This window comes from Caballeronia sp. SL2Y3 (assembly GCF_022879575.1).
Lineage (GTDB): Bacteria > Pseudomonadota > Gammaproteobacteria > Burkholderiales > Burkholderiaceae > Caballeronia.
The window spans coordinates 2,035,024-2,057,278 of the sequence record NZ_CP084260.1; the positions used below are offsets into that span (position 1 = coordinate 2,035,024).

Consider the following 22,255-nt stretch of genomic DNA (forward strand, 5'->3'; position numbering starts at 1 on the left):
CAAGGCCGCGCGTGACGTGACGTTGCGCGCGGCCGTTCGAGTCTCATCAGAAAGGCCCTTATGAACGGCTCCGTTGTGCTTCCCTTCTTGCGTGCGATGCTCGTGCTGTGCATCGCGCTTACGCCGTTCACCGCGCACGCGCTGACCGCCGACGAACTCGCGCCGCTTGCAGGCGATGACTATCAGGCCAAGTCCGCCGCCATCGACAAGCTCATCGCGAATGCGGATGCACCTTCTGTCGCCGTCCTCAATGCGCTCGCGGACGGTTCGCTCGTCGCCACCGATAACGGCCACGTCTATGTGCAGACCGACGAGGGCAACAAGGACGCCATCACAGGCAAGATCGCGGAAGCGCCCGATGCGCAAGCGATCACGCTGAACAACCAGTTGCGCACGAAAGTAGCGGGCGCCCTATCCGGACTTCAACTCGCATCGCCGGACCTGGCCAAGCGCCGTGAAGCAGTGGCCGCGCTGTTGAAGAACCCCGACGCGTCGATGAAGCCGCTCATCGATCGCGCCCGCGCCGCCGAGACCGACGCTGAGTTGAAGAAGCGCCTCGACACGCTGTGGGCGATGACCGCGCTGCATGATCCCGATGTGAACAAGCGCCTCGAGGCCGCTCAACTCGTCGCAGCACGGCATGACCTCGACATGTATGAATTGCTGCGCCCCATCGTCGCGAAGAAAAGCGATGGCACCTTCAATGAACCCGATGAACGCGTGCGCGCGGCGGCGCAGACCGGTATCGAAGCCCTCGACTCTATCCAGCGCCGCAGCGAAATCGCGGGCACGCTGTTCGCCGGTCTATCGCTCGGCAGCGTGCTGCTGCTGGCCGCATTGGGACTGGCGATCACGTACGGCCTGATCGGCGTCATCAACATGGCGCACGGCGAATTCCTGATGATCGGCGCTTATGCGACCTATGTCGTGCAGAACCTCGTGCAGCATTACGCGCCTGCCGCGTTCAACTGGTATCCGCTCTTCGCGGTGCCCGCATCGTTCGTTGCAGCTGCGCTCGTCGGCATCGTGCTGGAAAGGCTCGTGCTGAAGCATCTTTATGGGCGTCCGCTCGAAACGTTGCTGACGACCTTCGGCATCAGCCTCATCCTCATTCAAGCGACGCGAACGATATTCGGCGCGCAGAACGTGCAGGTCACGAATCCTTCGTGGATGAGCGGCGGCGTCGCGGTGATGCAGAACCTGATCCTGCCGTATAACCGCCTGACGATTCTCGCGTTCTCGCTCGCCGTGGTGCTGATTGCATGGGCCGCGTTGACGCGCACACGGCTCGGCCTCTTCGTGCGCGCCGTCACGCAGAATCGCCGCATGGCCGCGTGCGTCGGCGTGAAGACCGCGCGCGTCGATTCGTACGCGTTCGCGTTCGGCGCGGGCATCGCAGGGCTCGGCGGATGCGCGCTCTCGCAGATCGGCAACGTGGGCCCTGACCTCGGGCAGAGCTACATCATCGATTCGTTCATGGCCGTGGTGCTCGGCGGCGTAGGCCAGCTCGCGGGCACCGTGATCGGCGGCTTCGGGCTCGGTCTCGTCAACAAGGCGATCGAGCCGTTCTGGGGCGCGGTGCTCGCGAAGATCGCGGTGCTCGTGCTGATCGTGCTGTTCATCCAGAAGCGTCCGCAGGGCATGTTCGCCCTGAAGGGCCGCAGCGCGGAGGCCTGAGCCATGACCGCCTCGACCAACATCACCGCCAATCTGGACGTCACGCCGCAACCGGATGCAAGCGCCGCGCACGCAGGCTTCGCGCTCGGCCTGCCGCCGCGCGCCGCGCTGTTGCCGCGCAACGGCTGGATCGCGTTGCTGGCGCTCATCGTTGCAATGGGCATCTGCGTGCCGCTCTCGGCGCTCGTGCTGCCGGAAACGAGCGCGTTTCATTTGTCGGCTTACGCGATGACGCTTGTCGGCAAGCTCATGTGCTATGCGATCGGCGCGCTCGCACTCGATCTCGTCTGGGGTTATTGCGGCATTCTGAGCCTGGGCCACGCGCTCTTCTTCGCGCTCGGCGGCTATGCGATGGGCATGTACCTGATGCGCTCCATCGGACGCCAAGGCACGTATCAAAGCGATCTGCCGGACTTCATGGTGTTTCTCGACTGGCACGCACTGCCGTGGTACTGGCAAGGCACGGAGCACCTCTGGTACGCGCTCTTGCTCGTCGTGCTCGTGCCCGGCGTGCTGGCCTGGGTCTTCGGCTTCTTCACGTTTCGCTCGCGCGTGAAGGGCGTGTATCTGTCGATCATCACGCAGGCCATGACCTTCGCCGCGATGCTGCTCTTCTATCGCAACGAAACGGGCTTCGGTGGCAATAACGGCTTTACGGATTTCAAGCGCATCGCGGGCTTTCCGATCACGCATGCGGGAACACGCACGGTCCTCTTCCTCATCACGTTCGCGGTGCTCGTGCTCGCGTTCCTCGTGGCGCGCTGGATCGTCACGTCGAAGCTCGGGCGCGTGGTGACCGGCGTGCGCGATGGCGAAGCGCGGCTCATGTTTCTCGGCTATAGCCCGCTCGCGTACAAGCTTTTCATCTGGACCGTATCGGCCGTGCTGTGCGGCATCGCGGGCGCGCTGTACGTGCCGCAAGTCGGCATCATCAATCCGAGCGAGATGTCGCCCGCCAACTCCATCGAAATGGCGATCTGGGTCGCAGTCGGCGGACGCGGGACGCTCATCGGGCCGATCATCGGCGCGTTCGCCGTCAATGGCGCGAAGAGCTTTTTCACGGCGTATTTCGCGGAATACTGGCTCTTCTTCCTCGGGCTTATCTTCACGCTCGTGCCGCTCTTGTTGCCGAACGGAATCATGGGTCTTATCGGACTCGCCCGCCGCAAGACGCAAGGAGGCGCCGCAGAATGACCGCGTATCACGCATTGATCGTCGACTTGCCGCCGATTCCTCAGCCGCCCGGTTTGAACGAGCCGGGCCACAAGAACATCAACGTCAACTCCGGACTCGGCCATGTGCTCAAGCCCGGCGAGATCGACGTATCGCATGGAACGATTCTCTATCTCGAAGACGTGACCGTCAGTTTCGACGGCTTTCGTGCGCTCAACAAGCTAACGCTGTCCATCGACGTAGGCGAGTTGCGCTGCGTGATCGGTCCCAACGGCGCGGGCAAGACCACGATGATGGACGTCATCACCGGCAAGACGCGGCCCGACGACGGCCGCGTGTTTCTCGGTCAAACGTTCGATCTCACGCGCATGTCGGAGCCGGTGATCGCGCGCACGGGCATCGGCCGCAAGTTTCAGAAGCCGACTGTCTTCGAGAATCATCCCGTGTGGGAGAACCTCGAACTCGCGATGAAGACGGACAAGCGATGGTTCGCGTCGTTGCGCGCGCGGCTGGATCGCGCGGCGCAGGCGCGCATCGAAGAGACGCTCGAACTGATTCGCTTGGAGCATCAGGCGACGCGGCTTGCCGGCGAGTTGTCGCATGGACAGAAGCAGCGGCTCGAAATTGGCATGTTGCTCATGCAGCAGCCCGCCCTGCTCTTGCTCGATGAACCCGCTGCCGGCATGACCGATCACGAGACCATGGAACTCGCGGAATTGCTGAACACGCTACGGGGTTCATGTTCGATAATGGTGGTCGAGCACGACATGGAGTTCGTCGCGGCGCTCGCGGGCGACAGCGGCAAGGTGACGGTCATGGCCGAAGGCAGCGTGCTCGCCGAAGGCACGCTCGATAGCGTGAAGCGCGATGAGGCCGTGATCGAATCGTATCTTGGCCGTTGATACCGGAACCACTCCATGCTCGAAGTCGAATCGCTCAATCAGTATTACGGCGGCAGTCACATTCTGCGCGACGTGAAGATGACGGTGCCCGAGGGCAAGCTCACCGTGCTGCTCGGCCGCAACGGCGTCGGCAAGACCACACTGCTGCGCTGTCTCATGGGCGTGGTGCCGTCCAAAAGCGGCAGCATCACATGGCGCGGCGCAAAGCTCTCGTCGATGCCCACGCATGCGCGCGTCGCGAGCGGTCTTGCTTATGTTCCGCAGGGCCGCGATATCTTCGGGCGTCTGACGGTGGAGGAGAACCTGCTCGTCGGCGCCGCGAGCCGCAAGGCGCCTTCGAAGATTCCCGACCATATCTATGCGCTTTTCCCCGTGCTGCGCGAGATGAAGCATCGGCGCGGCGGCGATCTGTCGGGCGGTCAGCAGCAGCAGCTCGCCATCGGCCGCGCGCTGATGAGCCAGCCGCAACTGCTTATTCTCGATGAACCGACCGAAGGCATCCAGCCATCCATCATTCGCGACATCGGCCGAACGCTGCGCCAGCTCGTCGATGAAATGGGCATGACGGTGCTGCTCGTCGAGCAGTATTACGACTTCGCCCGCGAACTCGCGGACCACTATTGGGTGATGAATCGCGGCGAGATCGTCGCGGGCGGCGAGGGATCGGAGATGGATGCGCATGGAGTGCGCGAGCTGATCGCCGTATGATGGTGGACCGCTCATAACGCATTGCTTCCATGCATCACGAATCTCACGCGGCGCTCGCTCATCCCGATGTCTGGCGCGGCACGCTCGAACTCGGCTTTGCCCGGCAGCATGACCGCACGGTATGCGCGCATCGCAAGCATGAAGGTCCGCTGCGCGTGCAACGGCCGCTCTATCCCGAAGGCGATATCTGCCACGCGGTGATCGTGCATCCGCCGGGCGGCGTCGCGGGTGGCGATCGTCTATCCGTCGATGTAAAGCTCGGCGAAGACACGCATGCCGTCATTACAACGCCCGGCGCGACGAAGTGGTACAAGGCGAACGGCAAGCTCGCGACGCAGCGTATCGACGTTCATCTCGGGCGACACGCGAAGCTCGACTGGCTACCGCAGAACAACATCGTGTTCGAATCGTCGAATGTGGAGCTTGCGTTCAACGTCACGCTCGACGATGGCGCAACGGCCATCGGCTGGGATGCGATGCTGCTCGGCCGCGCCGCCGCCGGCGAACGCTGGACGCAGGGGCGCATCGAGGCGGTGTCGCGTATCGCATATAGCGATGGACGCACGCTGTGGTTCGAGCGCGCGCTGATCGATGCGAACGATCCCTTGCGCGATGCATCGCAAGGACTCGCGGGCTATCCCGCCTATGGCACGCTATGGGCCATCGGACCCGCATGCGACGACGCGTTGGCCGAGGCGCTCACCGCGCAGTTGCCGTTCAATGATGAGACGCGCGCAGGGGCATCGTGCGTAGCGCCCGGCGTATTGATCGTGCGCGCCATCAGCCGTTCGATGGAGCCGCTGCAACGCGCATTGACCGATTGCTGGACTCAGCTTCGTCCGCTCGTGCATGGCGTGGCCGCGCGGCCGCTCAGGTTGTGGACCACTTGAGCACGCACCATCGCGGCGCACGAGCGCGCCCCGCGTGTGTGCGCAGGGCCGCGTGACCAGCCGGGCATCGCATACGGCATAAGGCTTTAGCGTCGATGGCACGGCTCTCGCTTTAGAGCACGGCTCCAAGAGCCGCGCATGCGACGCGGCCGTCACAAAGCCCGAAGGATCATCCATGCCGAAGCTCTTCTTCCGTGCGCGACGCACCGCACTCGCCGCGCTCGCCCTCACGCCGCTTTTCGCCTTTACTGCGCAGGCACACGCCGACGCGCTCGATACCATCGCCAAGAGCGGCACCCTGCGCGTGGCCGTGCCCGAGGACTATCCGCCGTTCGGCTCGGTCGGCGCCGACATGCAGCCGCAAGGCTATGACGTGGACATGGCCGCATTGCTCGCCAAGTCGATGAAGGTCAAGCTCCAGCTCGTGCCCGTGAACAGCGCGAACCGCATTCCGTATCTCACGACGAACAAGGTCGATCTGGTGATTTCGTCGCTCGGCAAGACCCCTGAGCGAGAGAAGGTGCTGGACTTCTCGACGCCTTATGCACCCTATTTTCAAGGGGTTTTCGGTCCCGCCGACATCAAGGTGAGCGGTCCGGCCGATCTCACCGGCAAGACCGTAGGCGCGACGCGCGGCGCGCTGGAGGAGATCGCGCTGTCGCAAATGGCGCCGAACGCCACCATCAAACGCTTCGAGGACAACAACGCGACCATCTCCGCATTTCTCTCGGGACAGGTTCAGTTGATCGCGGCGGGCAATATCGTCGCCGCGGCGATCCTTGCGAAGAATCCGCCGCGTCGGCCCGAAGCGAAGTTCATCATCAAGGATTCGCCCTGCTTCGTCGGCATGAACAAGAACGAGCCGCGCTTGATGACCAAGGTCGACGACACCATCGCGCAGGCGAAAAAGGACGGCACGCTCAACGCCATGTCGAAGAAGTGGTTCGGCCAGCCGCTGCCTGCCAGTCTGTAACGCAAGGCGCTACATCGCATGGCCTATCAACTGGAATTCGCCGACTTCGCGAACTACGGGGGCATGTTTGCGAGCGGCGCGGCGACGACGCTTGCGCTGACCGCCATCTCGACCGCGCTTGGCGTATCGCTCGGCGTGGCCGGCGCAGCCGGTCGCGACAGCGATCGCGCGTGGCTGCGTTCGCTCGTCGGCGGCTATGTCGAGGCGATCCGCAACACGCCGTTCATCGTGCAACTGTTCTTCGTGTTCTTCGGGCTGCCCGCGCTCGGCATTCATCTGAGCGAGTACGTCGCAGCCATTGTCGCGATGACGTTGAACCTCGGCGCGTATTCCGTCGAGATCATTCGCGCGGGCATCGCGGCGGTGCCGAAGGGGCATCACGAAGCGGCCGCGTCGCTTGCGATGTCGCGCAATGAAGCCTTTCGGCATGTCGTGCTGCCACAGGCGCTCGCCAAGGTCTTTCCCGCGCTCACGAGCCAGATCGTCATCACGATGCTCGGCTCCGCCGTGGTCTCGCAGATTTCCGTGCCCGATCTGACGTATGCCGCGAGCTATATCCAGTCGCGCAACTTTCGCGCATTCGAAACGTGCTTTCTCGTCACCGCTTCGTATCTGGCGCTCGCGCTCGTGCTGCGCGCGGCGCTCAACGCTGCGGGCAAGCGTCTTTTCATGCACGGCGCAAGCGCCAACGGAAGCCGCGCGCGATGATCGAATTCACCTTCACGCAAATCGTCGAGAACCTGCTCTTGGCCGCGCGCTGGACCATCGTGCTGTCGATCGTATCGTTCGTGCTCGGCGGCATCGTCGGCTTCGCGCTTCTGGTGATGCGCGTGTCGAAGTACGAAGTCCTGCGCACGCTGGTGAAGGGCTACATTCAGCTTTTCCAGGGCACGCCGCTTCTGATGCAACTGTTCCTCGTCTTCTTCGGGCTGCCTTTGCTCGGCATCGATGTGTCGCCGTGGCTCGCCGCCACTGTCGGACTCACGCTTTTCACGAGCGCCTATCTCGCGGAGATATGGCGCGGCGCGGTCGAAGCGGTGCCGAAGGGCCAGTGGGAAGCGTCCGCGAGCCTTGCAATGAGCTACTTCGAGCAGCTTCGCCATGTGATCCTCCCGCAGGCCACGCGCATCGCCGTCGGGCCGACGGCCGGCTTCGCCGTGCAGGCGGTGAAGGATACGGCGCTCGTCTCCATCATCGGCTTCACCGAACTCACGAAGGCCGGCACGATGATCTCGAACGCGACGTTCCGCCCGTTTCTCGTCTATGGCCTCGTCGCGATCATCTACTTCGTTCTCTGTTATCCGCTGACGCGCTTTGCGCGCACGCTCGAAAGGAAATGGCATGCCGCTCGTTGAAACGCGCAATCTGCACAAGCACTTCGGCTCGAATCAGGTCCTGAAGGGCATCGACTTCACGGTCGAGCGCGGGCAAGTGGTGTCCATCATCGGCAAGAGCGGCTCGGGCAAGAGCACGCTGCTGCGCACGCTCAATGGTCTTGAAAGCATCGACGAAGGCTCGATCGAAATCGACGGCGAGCATATCGACGCGCGCCGCGCCGACTTGCGCGCGCTGCGGCTCAAGGTCGGCATGGTCTTCCAGCAATACAATCTCTTCCCGCATCTCACCGCCGGGCAGAACGTGATGCTGGCGCAAACGGTCGTCAAGAAGATTCATAAGGCGAAGGCGCGCGCGAGTGCGCATACGGTGCTGGAACGCGTCGGCCTCGGCGACAAGTTCGATTCCTATCCGGAGCAGTTATCCGGCGGACAACAGCAGCGCGTCGCCATTGCACGCGCGTTGGCGATGAATCCGAGCGTGCTCTTGTGCGATGAAATCACCTCTGCGCTCGATCCCGAACTCGTCGGCGAAGTACTGGCTGTCGTCGAAGATCTTGCGCGCGATGGCATGACGCTCATCATGGTGACGCACGAGATGCGGTTTGCGCGCAACGTGAGCGACAAGGTCGTCTTCATGCATCACGGACGCGTGTGGGAATCCGGCGCGCCCGAGCAGATCTTCGAGCGGCCCGCGAGCGTCGAGCTGCAACGCTTCATTCAATGACAAGCCCGCTGAAAGCTCGCTCACAAAGCGGCCCGGAAACAGGGAGCAAGTGCTAGCATGACGAAGCCCATCGCCTATAGAACAAGTTCATGAAACTGACGCCTCGCGAAAAGGACAAGCTCCTGATCTTCACGGCGGCGCTGCTCGCCGAACGGCGCCGCGCACGCGGCCTCAAGCTCAATCATCCGGAAGCCGTCGCGTTCATCTCCGCCGCGTTGATGGAAGCCGCACGCGATGGCAAGACCGTCGCAGAAGTCATGCATTACGGCACCACGCTGCTCACGCGCGACGACGTCATGGAAGGCGTGCCCGAGATGATTCCCGACATACAGATCGAAGCCACGTTCCCCGATGGCACGAAGCTCGTGACCGTCCACCATCCCATTCCTTGAGACGCACGCGATGATTCCCGGCGAATATCTGATCGACGACGGCGAGCACGAACTCAATGCAGGCCGCGAGACCGTGTCCGTCGTCGTCGCGAACAGCGGCGACCGGCCCGTGCAGGTCGGCTCGCACTATCACTTCTACGAAGTCAACACGGCGCTCCTCTTCGATCGCGAGAAGACGCGCGGCTTTCGGCTGAACATCGCGGCGGGCACCGCCGTGCGCTTCGAGCCGGGACAGGAACGCACGGTCGAACTCGTCGCGCTCGCGGGCGATCGTCACGTGTACGGCTTCAACGGCCTCGTAATGGGCCCACTCTGATCAGGACATCAACGACATGACGCTACGCATCGGCCGCCGCGCATATGCGGAAATGTTCGGCCCGACGACCGGCGACCGCGTGCGCCTTGCGGACACCGATCTCATCATCGAAGTCGAACGGGACTTCACCACGTACGGCGAAGAAGTGAAGTTCGGCGGCGGCAAGGTGATTCGCGACGGCATGGGCCAGTCGCAACGCACGTCCGCCGATGTCGTCGATACGGTCATCACGAATGCGCTGATTCTCGATCACTGGGGCATCGTGAAGGCCGATATCGGCATCAAGAGCGGGCGCATCTTCGCGATCGGCAAGGCGGGCAATCCCGACATTCAGCCGAACGTGACCATTGCGATCGGCGCGGCCACCGAAGTGATCGCGGGCGAAGGCATGATCGTGACCGCGGGCGGCATCGACACGCATATCCACTTCATCAGCCCGCAGCAGATCGACGAGGCGCTCGCGAGCGGCGTCACGACGATGCTCGGCGGCGGCACCGGCCCCGCCACCGGCACGAACGCGACCACCTGCACGCCGGGGCCGTGGCACATGGAACGCATGCTGCAAGCCGCCGATGGCTGGCCGATGAACCTCGGCTTTCTCGGCAAGGGCAACGCGAGCCTGCCCGAGCCGCTCATTGAGCAAGTGAAGGCGGGCGCCATTGGTCTCAAGCTGCACGAGGACTGGGGCACGACGCCCGCAGCCATCGACAACTGTCTTTCCGTCGCGGACGATACCGACACGCAAGTCGCCATCCACACGGACACGCTGAACGAAGCGGGCTTCGTCGAAACGACGGTCGCCGCGTTCAAGGGCCGCACGATCCACACGTATCACACGGAAGGCGCGGGCGGCGGTCATGCGCCGGACATCATCAAGGTGTGCGGCGAGCCGAACGTGCTGCCCTCCTCCACCAATCCGACGCGGCCCTACACCGTCAACACGCTCGACGAGCATCTCGACATGCTGATGGTGTGCCATCATCTGGACCCGTCGATTGCCGAAGACATTGCGTTCGCTGAGTCGCGCATTCGCCGCGAGACCATCGCGGCCGAGGACATTCTCCACGATCTCGGCGCGCTCTCGATGTTGTCGTCCGACTCGCAGGCAATGGGCCGCGTGGGCGAAGTCATCATCCGCACATGGCAGACGGCGCACAAGATGAAGGTGCAGCGTGGCGCGCTTGCGGAGGACAACGCACGCAACGACAATTTCCGCGCGAAACGCTATGTCGCGAAGTACACGATCAACCCTGCGATCACGCACGGCATCGCGCATGAAGTCGGTTCCATCGAGCCGGGCAAGTGGGCCGACCTCGTCTTCTGGGAGCCGGCGTTCTTCGGCGTGAAGCCCGCGATGATCGTCAAGGGCGGCATGATCGCGCTCGCGCAAATGGGCGATCCGAACGCATCGATTCCGACGCCGCAGCCGGTGCATTACCGCGAGATGTTCGCGACGCGCGGCGGCGCGCTCGGCAAGACATCGCTTACGTTCGTGTCACAACTGGCGATGGAGTCGCGTATAACCGATCGTTATGGCCTGAAGAAACAGGTCGTCGTCGTGAAGAACTGCCGCAATGTGACGAAGGCCGACATGATTCACAATGCATGGCAGCCGTCCATCAGCGTCGATCCGCAGACCTATCAGGTGATCGCGAACGGACAACTGCTCACTTGCGAACCCGCCACCGTGCTGCCGATGGCGCAACGCTACTTCCTGTTCTGATCGTCTCATGCGCACCATCGACAAACGTCTTACCGCCAAACTGGCATCCGTGCTCATCAAGCGCGCGCCCACGCTGACGCTCGCTTTCGATGCGCGCTGCAGGAGCCGCCTCGCCGCCACGCTCGATAACGGCGAGGAAGTCGCGCTCGTGATGCCGCGCGGCACCGTGCTCGCGAACGACGACGTTCTCGTGGCCGACGACGGCGGGCTCGTGCGTATCATCGCAGCGGCTGAAGACGTGCTCGTCGTGCGCGCGCTGAACCCGCTCACGCTGATGCGCGTGGCCTATCACCTCGGCAATCGGCACACGCCTGTGGAGATTCACGCGGATCATCTGAAGCTCGAAGCCGATGCCGTGCTCGAAGACATGGTCGCGCGGCTCGGCGCCACCGTGACGCGCGAATCGCAGCCGTTCCAGCCGGAGACCGGCGCGTATGGCGGCGGTCACAAGCATGGTCATGACGAAACCTTCAGCGAAGACTATGCGCTCGCGCAGAAGGTGTATCACGAGCATCATGGGCACGAGCATCACGGCCACGATCATTCGTCATGCCGACATGATCATTCGCACGATCACCACCACCACGGTCATGCGCACGACTGAACTCACTGCGCTTTTGCATCTCGCGTCGCCGGCCCTGCCTATCGGCGCGTTCAGTTATTCGCAGGGTCTGGAAGCCGCGATCGAACACGGCTTCATTCGCGATGCCGACACCACCCGCGAGTGGATCGCAAGCGGTCTCGCGAACGTGCTGGCGCGCGGCGAACTACCTTTCATCGCGCATCAGTTGCAACGCTGGCGCGCGCACGACGCAGCATCGCTCGCGCATGCGAACGACGAATACATCGCAAGCCGCGAGTCCGCCGAACTGCGACGCGAAACCGAGCAGATGGGATGGTCCCTCGCGCAACTGTGCGCATCGCTCGAATGGGGCGATGCGGCGCGCCGTGAAACGCTCGCCGCGATGAAGCCCATCGCGCAACCGACGGCGTTCGCATTCGCCGCGTATGCACACGACGCCGCGCCCGATGCCGCGCTTGCCGCGTATGCGTTCAGCTGGGTCGAGAATCAGGCGGCCGCCGCGTTGAAGGCCGTGCCGCTCGGTCAACTCGCGGGTCAGCGCATCATCGTCGCGTTGCGTGGGCCGATAGACGAAGCGGTGGCTCGCGCGCTGGTTACATCGCCCGATGAGATCAATACATTCGCACCGCAACTCGGCATTCTTTCCGCGCGGCACGAGTCGCAATACTCGCGGCTCTTTCGCTCGTAACTTCTCTGCTTAGAACCGATATCGCATGAACGCTCCCGCTTATTCCGCCGCCGCTCGTCGAACGAAAAAACTGCCGCCGTTGCGCGTGGGCGTCGGCGGACCGGTGGGCTCCGGCAAGACGACGCTGCTCGAAATGCTCTGCAAGGCGATGCGCGATCGCTACGATCTCGTCGCCATTACGAACGACATCTACACGAAGGAAGATCAGCGTCTGTTGACGGTCGCGGGCGCGTTGCCGGCTGAACGCATCATGGGCGTGGAAACGGGCGGCTGCCCGCATACCGCGATTCGCGAGGACGCATCCATCAATCTCGAAGCGGTGGATCGCATGGTGTCGCGCTTTCCGGATGCGGATATCGTCTTCATCGAATCGGGCGGCGATAATCTCGCCGCGACGTTCAGCCCCGAACTCTCGGACCTGACCATCTACGTGATCGACGTGGCGGGCGGCGAGAAGATTCCGCGCAAGGGCGGGCCGGGCATTACGAAGTCGGATCTGCTCGTCATCAACAAGACGGACCTCGCGCGCTACGTCGGCGCGAATCTGGACGTCATGGCATCCGATGCGAAAAAGATGCGCGGCGAGCGGCCTTTCGTCATGTGCAACTTGAAGGCGCTCGAAGGGCTCGATACCGTGATTGCGTTCATCGAGAAGAAGGGCCTGCTCATCGGCTGAATGCCGCGCGGCCACCGGCGAACGATGTCGCCGGTGGCCGCGCAGTTCCGGCTAGCAAACAGTTCAGCGAAACAGTTCAGCGCGGCCCGTGCCGCTGCTTCGCGCCGCCGCCCGCGCCGTGGTCCTTTCCGGCCTTGGTGTGATTCGCCGCATGCTGGCCGCTTGCGGGCTTGCTGCTGCTCGTCGTCGCAGGCTTGCCGGACTGTTTTTCTGCCTTGACGTCCTGCTCGGTCTTGCTGGTGGGCGGAGCTGTCTTCATGCTGGAGTCCTCTTCGTTCGCACAACGTTGAAGGGTCGATCTGCGTCTGCCGGTCGCCTGTTTCCGACCGACCGTGCGCTTTATGCCTGTTGCTGCATAAGCGATCGATCCACTCATCGTTTCGCAAGCGTCATTCCACGAACCGCGCGGAGTCCGCCTGACCGAGCCGCCCGCTCTCTTCTTCCAGCATGACGCCGAGGATTTCCACCGTCCGTTCCGTCGCTCCGCGATGCCGCGCCGCGAACGCCGCCGCCGCCGCGCTCATCGCAATGCGGCGCGCCTTGTCGTTGAAGAGCTCGCGCAAGCCCTGTGCGAGCGTCTGCGGACTGTCGACGCGCAACGCCGCGCCCGCCGCGATGGCGTCGTTGGTCGCCTGCGTGAAGTTGAACGTATGCGGGCCGATCAGCACCGGCACGCCCGCCGCGCACGCTTCGATGAGATTCTGCCCGCCGAGCGGCAGCAGACTTCCACCGATAAACGCGAGGTCCGCCGCTGCATAGTACGCGCCGAGTTCGCCCATCGAATCGCCGAGCAGAACCTGCACGCTCGACGGCAACGGCGGCGGCACGTCCGCGCCCGATCCCGCCGCCACGGGCTTCGGCGCCCACACGGAACGGCGCGCGCTCGTCATGCCCGCGGTCGCGATCAGCGCGGAGACTTCGTCGAAACGTTGTGGATGGCGCGGCACGAGAATAAGCAGCGCGTTCGGCACGTTCAGAGCGGCGAACGCGCGCAGCACGAGCGATTCCTCGCCTTCGCGCGTGCTCGCCGCGACCCAGACGGGCCGCTCGCCGATAGCCGCGCGCCATGCCTGCCCGCGCGCGACGAGTTCGGGCGGCGCGGTCATGTCGAACTTGAGATTGCCAAGCACCGCCACGTTGCGCGCGCCGAGCGCGGTGAGCCGTTCGGCATCGGATGGCGTCTGCGCGAGCACGCGCGAGAAGCCGCCGAACACTTCGCGCACCGGACGCCCAAAGCGCGCCGCCCGCCGATACGACCGCTCCGACATGCGCGCATTCGTCAGCACGAGCGGCACGTCGGCGCGACGGCATTCGTCGATGAGCGTCGGCCAGACTTCCGTCTCCATCACGATGCCGAGCGACGGCCGAAACGCGCGCAAAAAACGCCGCACGAGGTGCGGCAGATCGTACGGAAGATAGCTGCGCATCACGCGATTGCCGAAGAGCTCGACGCCCGTTGCGCGGCCGCTCGGCGTCATGTGCGTGATGAGCAGACGCGCTTCGGGGTGCGCCTTCATCAACGCTTCGATGAGCGGCTGCGCGGCGCGCGTCTCGCCGACCGACACCGCATGCACCCAGATGAGCGGCGCGAGATCGTCGGCGCGGCGCGCGGGGCCGCGTCCGAAGCGTTCGCCGATATGCTCGCGATAGCCGCGTTCCTTGCGCGAGCGGATGAGAAGCCGCAGCACCGCGAGCGGCGCGACGATCCACCACATCGCGCGATAGATCGCCCTCAGCACGACAGCCGAGAGCGGCGCAGCGGGCGCCGAGGCGGCAGAACGGGCGCCGCTCAAACGAGCGCCCTGCCCTTGAGCCGTTCAAGGATGCCGAGCGGCGCGTGATCGGGCCGCGCCATCGCTTTCACGGGCAGGAAGAAGGTCTGCTCCATCATGAACTGGCCGGACATCACGGCGTGCGAGGTTTGATCCGAGAAACAGATCCACACCGAGCCGGGCGGAAACGGCATGGTTTCCTGCGGCGAGGACTTCTGATAATCGAGGTCGGCCTTCATCGCGTCGTGCAGGTGCAGCATGAGATGGTCATACTCGCTGCGCTTGCTCTTGGTGATGTGCAGCAGATTCATGAGCCACGCCGAACCCGGCGCCTGCGGCTTGATGTCGGGCAAGAAGCGCCGCGCCATGTGCTCGAACGGCTCGCCGACGCGCCACACGCGCGGCGTGCCGTTGGGGTTCACGTTGGTGAAGACGCGCAGGATGCGCTCGCCGTAGTTGGGGCGCGACGGAAAGGCATCGACGTGCAGGCGGCTATCGTCCTTGCGCCACGACGTTTCGCGCGTTTCCACCTGATGCAGCCGCAGACTCGTGGGCGCGACGCGCAGCTTGCCGTCGTATTCGGGAAAGAGGCCGTCGACGAGCGAGCGCGCATTCGCCTGATACCGCGCGATGAGCGAGCGCACCGCCGACTGCATCACGTGGTCGCCGAGCACGCCGTTGAGCGCGCCGCCGTTGGGCGCGAGGCTGATGTTCTTGCGCTTCGGGTCCGCGATCTTCGGGTCGAGCAGCGCGCGCTCGCCGCCTTCGATTGCGAAGCGCAGATTGGGAAAATAGAGGACCTTGCCGTTTTCCACGCCGGCAAGCAGCGCCTCGCGCGGCACCGACAGGTTCTTGCCCTGCCAGTCGCACGAAGCGACTTCGATGATTTGAGATTCCGTCATGTGCTCTCGAACTTGAGTTGGCTCGCGCACGGCGCCAAGGCGACTGACCCGACGCGTTACAGCAGGCCGAAACCTGCGAGCGCGGCCTTCACTTCCGAGAGCGTCGGATGCCGGCTCGCGTCGCCCAGGTTGATCACGTTCGGCGACCAGTAACCGCCTGTGCGCCATGCGGTCGAGAAATTGTACAACTCGACGGTGGGCCGCTTCAGTGCTGCGGCAATATGAACGAGGCCCGTGTCGACGCCGACGGTCGCGGCCGCGCCGTCGATCAGGCCGACCACGGCGGGCAGCGAGAGCTTCGGCGGCACGATGGCGGCCGCGCCGAACTCCTTCGCGAGCTTCTCGCTCGTCGCGCGCTCGGCCTCGCTGCCCCACGGCAGGACGATGGACGCGCCGCGCGTCACGAGCGCCTGTCCCAGTTCGATCCACGCGGCTTCGGGCCATTGCTTGTCGGCGCGCGACGTGGCGTGCACGAAGGTGACGTACGGCACGGGCAGATTCAGCCCGAGCGCGGACACGGCGAGCGCGGCGCGGCGCGTGTCGATGCCGAAGTCGATGTGATCGGTCGTCTGCGGCCGCGGCAAATCGAGCGCGGCGGCCACGAGTTGCCGAGTGCGCTCGACGACATGCGTGCGCGGCTCGATCGGCACGCGCCGGTCGTAGAAGAAGCGCACGGGCCATTCGAAGCCCGCGCCGTCCGTGCGATTCGCGAGTCCGACGAGCGGCCCGCGCGCCCAGCTCGCGACCCATGCGGTCTTGATGAGCCCCTGACAATCGATGACGAGATCATACTTTTCGGCGGCCAGTTCACGCCGGAACTTGGCGATCTCGCGCCAGTTCGCCGCGGACGCGAAGCCCTTGCGCCAGCGTCTTAGCGAAAACGGAATCGCGCGGCGCACGCCACTGACGAGTTCGACGAGGCTCGCGAAACTCTCTTCCACGAGCCAGTCGATTTGCGCATCGGGATAGCGGCGGCGAATGTCGGCGATGGCCGGCACGTTGTGAACGACGTCGCCAAGCGACGACACCCGGACAATCAGGATCTTTTGCACGCTGTGAGAAAGAGGCGCGGCTCGCGCGACGAAGAGGAAACGGGAGCGGGGATTTTAGCGCGGGTTGGTTGGGAGGCGGGGTGGTTCATGGCCTCGCGAAGCCCTTCCACCGCAAAAAAAGCCCGTAATATCCCGCTGACGATGAAGCTGAACCGACTATTCGAACAGGAAAGGACTTCGCGATGGCAACACGATACGAACAGGACGTCGTGGCTTGGGCGCGCGAGCAGGCGGCCTTGCTGCGTGCCGGTGACTTCTCGGCCATCGACGTAGAACATATCGCAGACGAAATCGAGGACGTGGGCAAGAGCGAGCAACGCGATCTAGCGCGCCGCATGGCGCTGCTGCTGGCGCATTTGCTCAAATGGCAATACCAGCCGGGACGCCGTGGTTCGAGCTGGCAACGCACGATCAAGGAACAGCGCCGCGCCGTGGGCGTGGCGCTGCAAAAGACGCCCAGTCTGAACGCTTCATTGCGAGACCCGGATTGGCTCTTAGGTACATGGGCCGATGCCGTGTCCAAAGCGGCTGAAGAAACGGGCTTGGATGTCTTTCCGGAAGAACTTCCGTGGTCGACTGACCAGATCCTCTCGCCCGCGTTCTACCCCGAATAAGCAAACAAAAACGGCGCGACCTCCCGATTGCGCCGTCTTCGCAAAGCCCCGATCAGAACGGCAGCTTCGCGTCCGCCTTCTCCGCCAGAATCACGCGGCGGAAGTCTTCCTGAATGCGCTTCAACGCTTCTTCGCTATCCGCTTCGAAACGCATCACGACCACGGGCGTCGTATTCGACGAACGCGCGAGACCGAAACCGTCCGGGTACTCGACGCGCAAACCGTCGATGGTCAGCACGTCGTCCGCGCCTTCGAACTTCGCCGATTTCTGCAGGCGCGAGATGAGTTCGAAGTTCTCGCCCTCTTCCAGCTTCAACTGCAGTTCCGGCGTCGAGAGAGAGTTCGGCAGGTCGTTGAGCAGCTTGCTCGGATCGTCCACGCGCGACAGGATTTCGAGCATGCGCGCGCCGGTGTACAGGCCGTCGTCGAAGCCGTACCAGCGGTCCTTGAAGAACACGTGGCCGCTCATTTCGCCCGCGAGCGGCGCGCCCGTTTCACGCAGCTTCGCTTTCACGAGCGAGTGGCCCGTCTTCCACATGACCGGCTCGCCGCCCTGATCGCGCACCCACTTCGCGAGATTGCGCGTGCATTTCACGTCATAGATGATCTGGCCGCCCTTGTTGCGCGACAACACTTCCTGCGCGAACAGCATCAACTGGCGATCGGGGTAGATCACCTGGCCGTCCTTCGTCACGACGCCGAGACGGTCGCCGTCGCCATCGAATGCGAAGCCCACTTCGGCGTCCGTTTCCTTCAACGCGCGAATCACGTCCTGCAGATTCTCGGGATGCGCCGGGTCCGGGTGATGGTTCGGGAAGTTGCCGTCGATGTCCGTGAAGAGTTCGACGAGTTCGCAGCCGAGTGCCTTGAAAAGACGCGGCGCGAGTCCGCCCGCGACGCCGTTGCCCGTATCGACGACGATCTTCATTCCGCGCACCGGCTTCACGTCCGACACGATGCGGTCCAGATACATCTGCGATACGTCGAACTCGGTGTAGCTGCCTTCGCCCGAGCTGAAGTCGTCATTGACGATGCGTTGATACAAGCCCTGAATCTGCTCGCCATAGATGGCCGCGCCGCGCAGGACCATCTTGAAGCCGTTGTAATCGGGCGGATTGTGGCTGCCCGTCACGACGATGCACGAATCCACGCGCCGCTCGCCCGTTGGCAAAGGCAGCGGCACGCTCGCCGCGAAATAGCCGACGGGCGTGGGCACCATGCCGATATCGATCACGTCGACGCCCGCTTCGCGCAGGCCGTTCGCGAGCGCGCCGACGAGTTCGGGACCGGAGAGCCGGCCATCGCGCGCGACGACGACCGAATCGCCGCCCTGCTTGCGGATCTCGCTGCCGAACGCGCGGCCGATGCTCTTCGCGACATCGCTATCGACCGTCTTGCCGACGATCCCGCGAATGTCGTACGCCTTGAAAATGGACTGGGATACTTGGCTCATGAGATGGCTACCTCTTCTGTATTAATTGATGAATTCTCGGCGATGCAGCCATAAGGGCGTGCAGGTCGTGACGATATGAGCGCGCCCGACCACGCCGGCATGCGCGCGAACGACTGCGAGGCATGACATGACGAATGCTGCGCATGTGTATTCGAGCATCGCGAAACAGGCAAGCCAGTTTGAAAGCTCGTGCGAAGGAAGCCTTTCCGTTCGCACTTATAATCGCTGTCTTTCAGCGCCTTCGACGTTGCGCGCCGCGGTTCAAGCCTGCGCATTCATTCTAATCCAATGCCTATACGCTCTTTCGCCTTCTGCCCGACGAATGAGGCGCGTTCGCGCGCAAACGCACAAAACTTCACCGACATTCACGGTGATACGCTTCCCCGCACGCCATTGCGCAGCGAACAGGTTCCGGTAGCAGGCGGCGTGCCTGATCTCGCAGGCGGACGATAAGCATGAAGATGCTCATGCGCTCGGGCAATCCGGACGTCGCCCGCGCGCTTACCAACATCGTCTGGCTAGGGCTGGAACGGCTCACGCAGATTGCCGTCGCGATCGTCATTTCGGGGTTGCTTGCGCGCCATCTCGGCCCCGATGCGTTCGGCAAATGGCAATACGCGAACACGCTCTTGCTCGTCATCGCGCCGATCACATGGGTGTGCGGCGCGGAGATTCTCGTGCCGACCATCGTCGCGAAGCCGCCCGCCGAGACCGGCGCGGTGCTCGGCAGCGCGTTCGTGCTGCGCATGAGCGTGTCCGTCGTCGCGCTCTTGTTGACGTGGGCATGGATCGCGGCGGGCGGCACGGACCCGCTCGTCGGCGCGATGCTCGCGGGGCTTGCCGTCACCATGCTGTTTCGCGAGCCGTTTATCGGCGTCATCAACGCGTGGCTCCAAAGCATGACCTACAGCAAGCCGCAATTGATCGCGAGCATGTTCACGGCCATCGCAAAGGCCGCGCTCGTGTATCTGCTCGTGCGCATGGCCGCGCGCGCGTCGAGCTTCGGCTGGCTATGGGCGCTGGAAGCCGCGGTTATCGGCGCTGCGCTCGTCGTCTATTACATGCGGCGTCATGGCGGCACGCTCGGCTGGCGCTTCGATCGCACGCTCTTTCGCCACTTCGCGAGCGCAGGCACCGTGTTCTGGCTCGGCCTCATTTGCATGTATCTGTTCCTCAAGCTCGACCGGTTGATGCTCGCGCATCGCGTGTCGTTCGCGGAACTCGGGCTCTATTCGGCTGCGCAACAGTTGAACGAGAACTGGATCGCGCTCGCGCTGATGCTCTCGCAGACCATCGCGCCGGCGTTCGTGTATCGCGTGCAGGAAACGCCGCGCCTCAAGCGCAATCTGTTGCGCCTTTTCGCCATGACCGCCGCGCTGATGATCGCGGGCGCCGCCGTTCTCGATGCGCTCGCGGGATTCATCATCGCGCGCGTGTTCGGCCCGAACTATGCGGGCGCGGCGAGCATCTTTCGCTGGGCCGTGTGGCTCTCGGTACCTGCCGGCATCGAGGCCATCGGCAATCTCGTCGTGCTGAAGTTCCAGGCGAGGTACGTGCTGTTGTCGAAGTGGCTGCTTGCGCTCGCCGTCGCCTTCGCGGTGAACGCATGGGCCATTCCCCGCTTCAACGGCTACGGCGCGCTCGTCGGTCTGGCGGCGGGTTATCTCGCGGCGGCGTCGGTCAACTTCTACTACATTCGATTCCGGCTGCGCGCATGAACGCCCTCTCCGATGTCGCCATCCTGATGCCTGCGTTCAACGGCCAGTCCGAAGTGGAACGCACGCTCGCGTCGTTTCGCGAGGCGTCGCCGGTGCGCGTGTTGATCGTCGATGACGGCAGCACGCCGCCGATCGCCGCGCCTGTTATCGACGGCCTCGACATCGAAATCTTGCGCATGGCGAAGAACGTCGGCATCGAGCGCGCATTGCAAGCGGGCATCGACGCGCTCGCTGAACGCGGCATCCGCTACGCCGCGCGCATCGATGCAGGCGATCGCGCCACACCCGGCCGCCTCGCGAAACAGCGCGCGTATCTGGAGGCGCATCCGCATGTGGCGGTGCTCGGCATGTGGACGCATGTCGTCGCGACGAACGGCGCGCCGCTTTTCGACCTCACGCCGCCCACCGATACCGCCGCGATTCGCCGCGCCATGCTCGCGCGCTCATGTTTCGCGCATCCGTCGCTGATGCTGCGTGTCGATGCGGTGCGCGAAGTCGGCAACTATCGCGCGGACTATCGTGCGGCTGAAGACCTTGATCTCGTGCTGCGTCTCATGGCGCGCTACGACGGCGCGAATCTGCCGGAATTCGGCCTCTTTTACGAACTGAACGAAGCGGGCATCAGCGCGACCAAGCGCCGGACACAAACGCTGTCAACGCTGCGCCTGCAATTGCGTTACTTCCGTGCGGCGAATCCGTTCGACTGGATCGGCGTCGCGAAAAGCATCGCTCACTTGCTGCTGCCCTATCGCGCGCTGCGCGGACTCAAGGCGAAGCTCTTCAAGGCATCGTCGCCGGCATGAGGCCGGCGGCATCGCGCGACACAACCATAAGCACCGGATGAACAAAGCCCAGTCCAGCCTACGCATCGCCCTCGTGTGCAACACCGCGTGGGCCATTTATACGTATCGTCGCGGCGTGCTTCGCATGTTGACCGAACGCGGCGCGCAAGTGACGATCATCGCGCCGCGCGACCGCACGTTCGAGCCGCTCATCGGAATGGGCTGCCGTTGCGTGGAATTGCCGGTGGCGTCCAAAGGCACGAACCCGCGTGAAGACCTCAAGACGATGATGGCGCTGTACCGCGAATATCGCGCGACGCGCCCGCATCTCGTGTTTCATTACACGATCAAGCCGAACATCTACGGCTCGCTTGCCGCGATGCTGGCGCGCGTGCCGTCCATCGCGGTGACGACCGGCCTCGGCTACGTGTTCATTCAGAAGAGCCGCACCGCGCAGATCGCCAAGCGTCTCTATCGCTTCGCGTTCCGCTTTCCGCGCGAAGTGTGGTTCCTCAATCGCGACGATCATCAGGCTTTTGTCGATGAAAACCTGCTCGCGCATCCTGACCGTGCGCGCCGTTTGCACGGAGAAGGCGTCGATCTCGATGATTTCTCGCTCGTGCCTTTGCCGCGCCGCGAAGACTTCGTGTTCATACTCATCGGGCGGCTGCTGTGGGATAAGGGCGTCGCCGAATACGTCGAGGCGGCGCGGCGTTTGCGCAGGCGTTATCCGCACGCGCGGTTTCAATTGCTCGGGCCCGTGGGCGTGGATAATCCCAGCGCGATCAGCCGCACGGACGTCGAGGCATGGGAACGTGAGAATATCGTCGAGTATCTGGGCGAAGCGAACGATGTGCGCCCGCTCGTTGCGGCGGCCGATTGCGTCGTGCTGCCGTCGTATCGCGAAGGCGTGCCGCGCACGCTGATGGAAGCGTCCGCGATGGGCCGCCCGATCGTCGCCACCGACGTCCCCGGCTGCCGCGAAGTGGTCGAACACGGCATAAACGGCCTGCTGTGCGAGGTCAAAAGCGCGGACAGCCTCACCGAGCAACTCGAACGCATGCTGACGCTGCCGATCGAAGAACGCGAGGCGATGGCCCAACGCGGCCGCGAGAAAGTCGCCCGCGAATTCGACGAGAAGAACGTCGTCGAACGATACAAGAGCACAATACACGCCATTACCGGCATTTCACTCTGATT

General features: G+C 63.8%; 24 protein-coding genes. 19 read left to right on the forward strand and 5 right to left on the reverse strand.

Annotated features, from left to right (window positions below; genetic code table 11):
* The first annotated feature begins 60 nt into the window (after window positions 1-60).
* The 15 genes from urtB to ureG all read left to right on the forward strand — a co-directional run bounded on the left by urtB (window position 61) and on the right by ureG (window position 12,762).
* A complete protein-coding gene (gene urtB / locus LDZ26_RS09605) occupies window positions 61-1,677 on the forward strand; it encodes an urea ABC transporter permease subunit UrtB (RefSeq protein ID WP_244847017.1) in 1,617 nt (538 codons plus the stop codon).
* A gap of 3 nt (window positions 1,678-1,680) precedes the next feature.
* Window positions 1,681-2,871: an urea ABC transporter permease subunit UrtC gene (urtC, locus tag LDZ26_RS09610; protein ID WP_244847018.1), complete on the forward strand. Its 1,191-nt coding sequence runs from the start codon at window positions 1,681-1,683 to the stop codon at window positions 2,869-2,871.
* Window positions 2,868-3,752 carry an urea ABC transporter ATP-binding protein UrtD gene (gene urtD, locus LDZ26_RS09615; protein ID WP_244847019.1) on the forward strand — a complete coding sequence of 295 codons (885 nt, stop codon included), beginning with the start codon at window positions 2,868-2,870 and terminating at the stop codon, window positions 3,750-3,752. Before urtC ends, urtD begins: the two co-directional genes overlap by 4 nt.
* 15 nt (window positions 3,753-3,767) lie before the next feature.
* A complete protein-coding gene (urtE, locus tag LDZ26_RS09620; RefSeq protein WP_244847020.1) occupies window positions 3,768-4,460 on the forward strand; it encodes an urea ABC transporter ATP-binding subunit UrtE in 693 nt (230 codons plus the stop codon).
* A gap of 29 nt (window positions 4,461-4,489) precedes the next feature.
* Entirely contained in the window at window positions 4,490-5,350 is an 861-nt protein-coding gene (locus LDZ26_RS09625) for an urease accessory protein UreD (RefSeq protein WP_244847021.1), read from the forward strand.
* Between the two features lie 175 nt (window positions 5,351-5,525).
* Window positions 5,526-6,323, forward strand: coding sequence for a transporter substrate-binding domain-containing protein (locus LDZ26_RS09630; RefSeq protein ID WP_244847022.1), 798 nt, complete (start codon window positions 5,526-5,528; stop codon window positions 6,321-6,323).
* A gap of 18 nt (window positions 6,324-6,341) precedes the next feature.
* Complete coding sequence (locus LDZ26_RS09635) at window positions 6,342-7,031, forward strand: amino acid ABC transporter permease (protein ID WP_244847023.1); 690 nt, start codon at window positions 6,342-6,344, stop codon at window positions 7,029-7,031.
* Window positions 7,028-7,678 (forward strand): amino acid ABC transporter permease, encoded by a 651-nt coding sequence (locus tag LDZ26_RS09640; RefSeq protein WP_244847024.1) that lies wholly within the window; start codon window positions 7,028-7,030, stop codon window positions 7,676-7,678. Before LDZ26_RS09635 ends, LDZ26_RS09640 begins: the two co-directional genes overlap by 4 nt.
* Complete coding sequence (locus tag LDZ26_RS09645) at window positions 7,665-8,384, forward strand: amino acid ABC transporter ATP-binding protein (protein ID WP_244847026.1); 720 nt, start codon at window positions 7,665-7,667, stop codon at window positions 8,382-8,384. Before LDZ26_RS09640 ends, LDZ26_RS09645 begins: the two co-directional genes overlap by 14 nt.
* An 89-nt stretch (window positions 8,385-8,473) precedes the next feature.
* On the forward strand, window positions 8,474-8,776 hold the full coding sequence (locus LDZ26_RS09650; RefSeq protein ID WP_008342482.1) for an urease subunit gamma: 303 nt from the start codon (window positions 8,474-8,476) through the stop codon (window positions 8,774-8,776).
* Between the two features lie 10 nt (window positions 8,777-8,786).
* Window positions 8,787-9,092, forward strand: coding sequence for an urease subunit beta (locus LDZ26_RS09655; RefSeq protein ID WP_206466784.1), 306 nt, complete (start codon window positions 8,787-8,789; stop codon window positions 9,090-9,092).
* Between the two features lie 16 nt (window positions 9,093-9,108).
* Window positions 9,109-10,815: an urease subunit alpha gene (ureC, locus tag LDZ26_RS09660; protein WP_244847027.1), complete on the forward strand. Its 1,707-nt coding sequence runs from the start codon at window positions 9,109-9,111 to the stop codon at window positions 10,813-10,815.
* Window positions 10,816-10,822: 7 nt separating this feature from the next.
* The gene (gene ureE / locus LDZ26_RS09665; RefSeq protein ID WP_244847029.1) at window positions 10,823-11,419 is read left to right on the forward strand and encodes an urease accessory protein UreE; all 597 of its coding nucleotides are present in this window, start codon (window positions 10,823-10,825) and stop codon (window positions 11,417-11,419) included.
* Window positions 11,406-12,086, forward strand: a complete 681-nt coding sequence (locus tag LDZ26_RS09670) for an urease accessory protein UreF (protein WP_244849142.1) — start codon at window positions 11,406-11,408, stop codon at window positions 12,084-12,086. The genes ureE and LDZ26_RS09670 overlap by 14 nt, the downstream gene beginning before the upstream one ends.
* 25 nt (window positions 12,087-12,111) lie before the next feature.
* Window positions 12,112-12,762 (forward strand): urease accessory protein UreG, encoded by a 651-nt coding sequence (gene ureG / locus LDZ26_RS09675; RefSeq protein WP_244847030.1) that lies wholly within the window; start codon window positions 12,112-12,114, stop codon window positions 12,760-12,762.
* Between the two features lie 76 nt (window positions 12,763-12,838).
* Here the strand turns inward: ureG and LDZ26_RS09680 are convergent, their stop codons facing one another.
* From LDZ26_RS09680 to waaC, 4 genes are all read right to left on the reverse strand, one after another.
* Window positions 12,839-13,021 (reverse strand): hypothetical protein, encoded by a 183-nt coding sequence (locus LDZ26_RS09680; RefSeq protein WP_175944707.1) that lies wholly within the window; start codon window positions 13,019-13,021, stop codon window positions 12,839-12,841.
* A 130-nt stretch (window positions 13,022-13,151) separates the two neighbouring features.
* Window positions 13,152-14,501, reverse strand: coding sequence for a lipid IV(A) 3-deoxy-D-manno-octulosonic acid transferase (waaA, locus tag LDZ26_RS09685; RefSeq protein WP_244849143.1), 1,350 nt, complete (start codon window positions 14,499-14,501; stop codon window positions 13,152-13,154).
* 50 nt (window positions 14,502-14,551) lie between these two features.
* Complete coding sequence (locus LDZ26_RS09690) at window positions 14,552-15,436, reverse strand: Kdo hydroxylase family protein (protein ID WP_244847031.1); 885 nt, start codon at window positions 15,434-15,436, stop codon at window positions 14,552-14,554.
* Window positions 15,437-15,492: 56 nt separating this feature from the next.
* Window positions 15,493-16,488, reverse strand: coding sequence for a lipopolysaccharide heptosyltransferase I (gene waaC, locus LDZ26_RS09695; RefSeq protein WP_244847033.1), 996 nt, complete (start codon window positions 16,486-16,488; stop codon window positions 15,493-15,495).
* Window positions 16,489-16,670: 182 nt separating this feature from the next.
* On the opposite strand from waaC, the gene LDZ26_RS09700 reads away from it, so the two are divergent.
* On the forward strand, window positions 16,671-17,102 hold the full coding sequence (locus LDZ26_RS09700) for a DUF29 domain-containing protein (RefSeq protein WP_244847035.1): 432 nt from the start codon (window positions 16,671-16,673) through the stop codon (window positions 17,100-17,102).
* 52 nt (window positions 17,103-17,154) lie between these two features.
* On the opposite strand, the gene LDZ26_RS09705 is transcribed toward LDZ26_RS09700, so the two are convergent.
* A complete protein-coding gene (locus tag LDZ26_RS09705) occupies window positions 17,155-18,555 on the reverse strand; it encodes a phosphomannomutase/phosphoglucomutase (RefSeq protein ID WP_244847037.1) in 1,401 nt (466 codons plus the stop codon).
* A 455-nt stretch (window positions 18,556-19,010) separates the two neighbouring features.
* Between LDZ26_RS09705 and LDZ26_RS09710 the strand changes: the two genes are divergently transcribed.
* Genes LDZ26_RS09710 through LDZ26_RS09720 form a run of 3 tightly spaced genes read left to right on the forward strand, consistent with a single transcriptional unit; the run spans window position 19,011 to window position 22,253 of the window.
* On the forward strand, window positions 19,011-20,273 hold the full coding sequence (locus tag LDZ26_RS09710) for an oligosaccharide flippase family protein (RefSeq protein ID WP_244847039.1): 1,263 nt from the start codon (window positions 19,011-19,013) through the stop codon (window positions 20,271-20,273).
* Window positions 20,270-21,076: a glycosyltransferase gene (locus LDZ26_RS09715; protein WP_244847041.1), complete on the forward strand. Its 807-nt coding sequence runs from the start codon at window positions 20,270-20,272 to the stop codon at window positions 21,074-21,076. The genes LDZ26_RS09710 and LDZ26_RS09715 overlap by 4 nt, the downstream gene beginning before the upstream one ends.
* Before the next feature lie 37 nt (window positions 21,077-21,113).
* Window positions 21,114-22,253 (forward strand): glycosyltransferase family 4 protein, encoded by a 1,140-nt coding sequence (locus tag LDZ26_RS09720; RefSeq protein WP_244847042.1) that lies wholly within the window; start codon window positions 21,114-21,116, stop codon window positions 22,251-22,253.
* Window positions 22,254-22,255 lie beyond the last annotated feature (2 nt).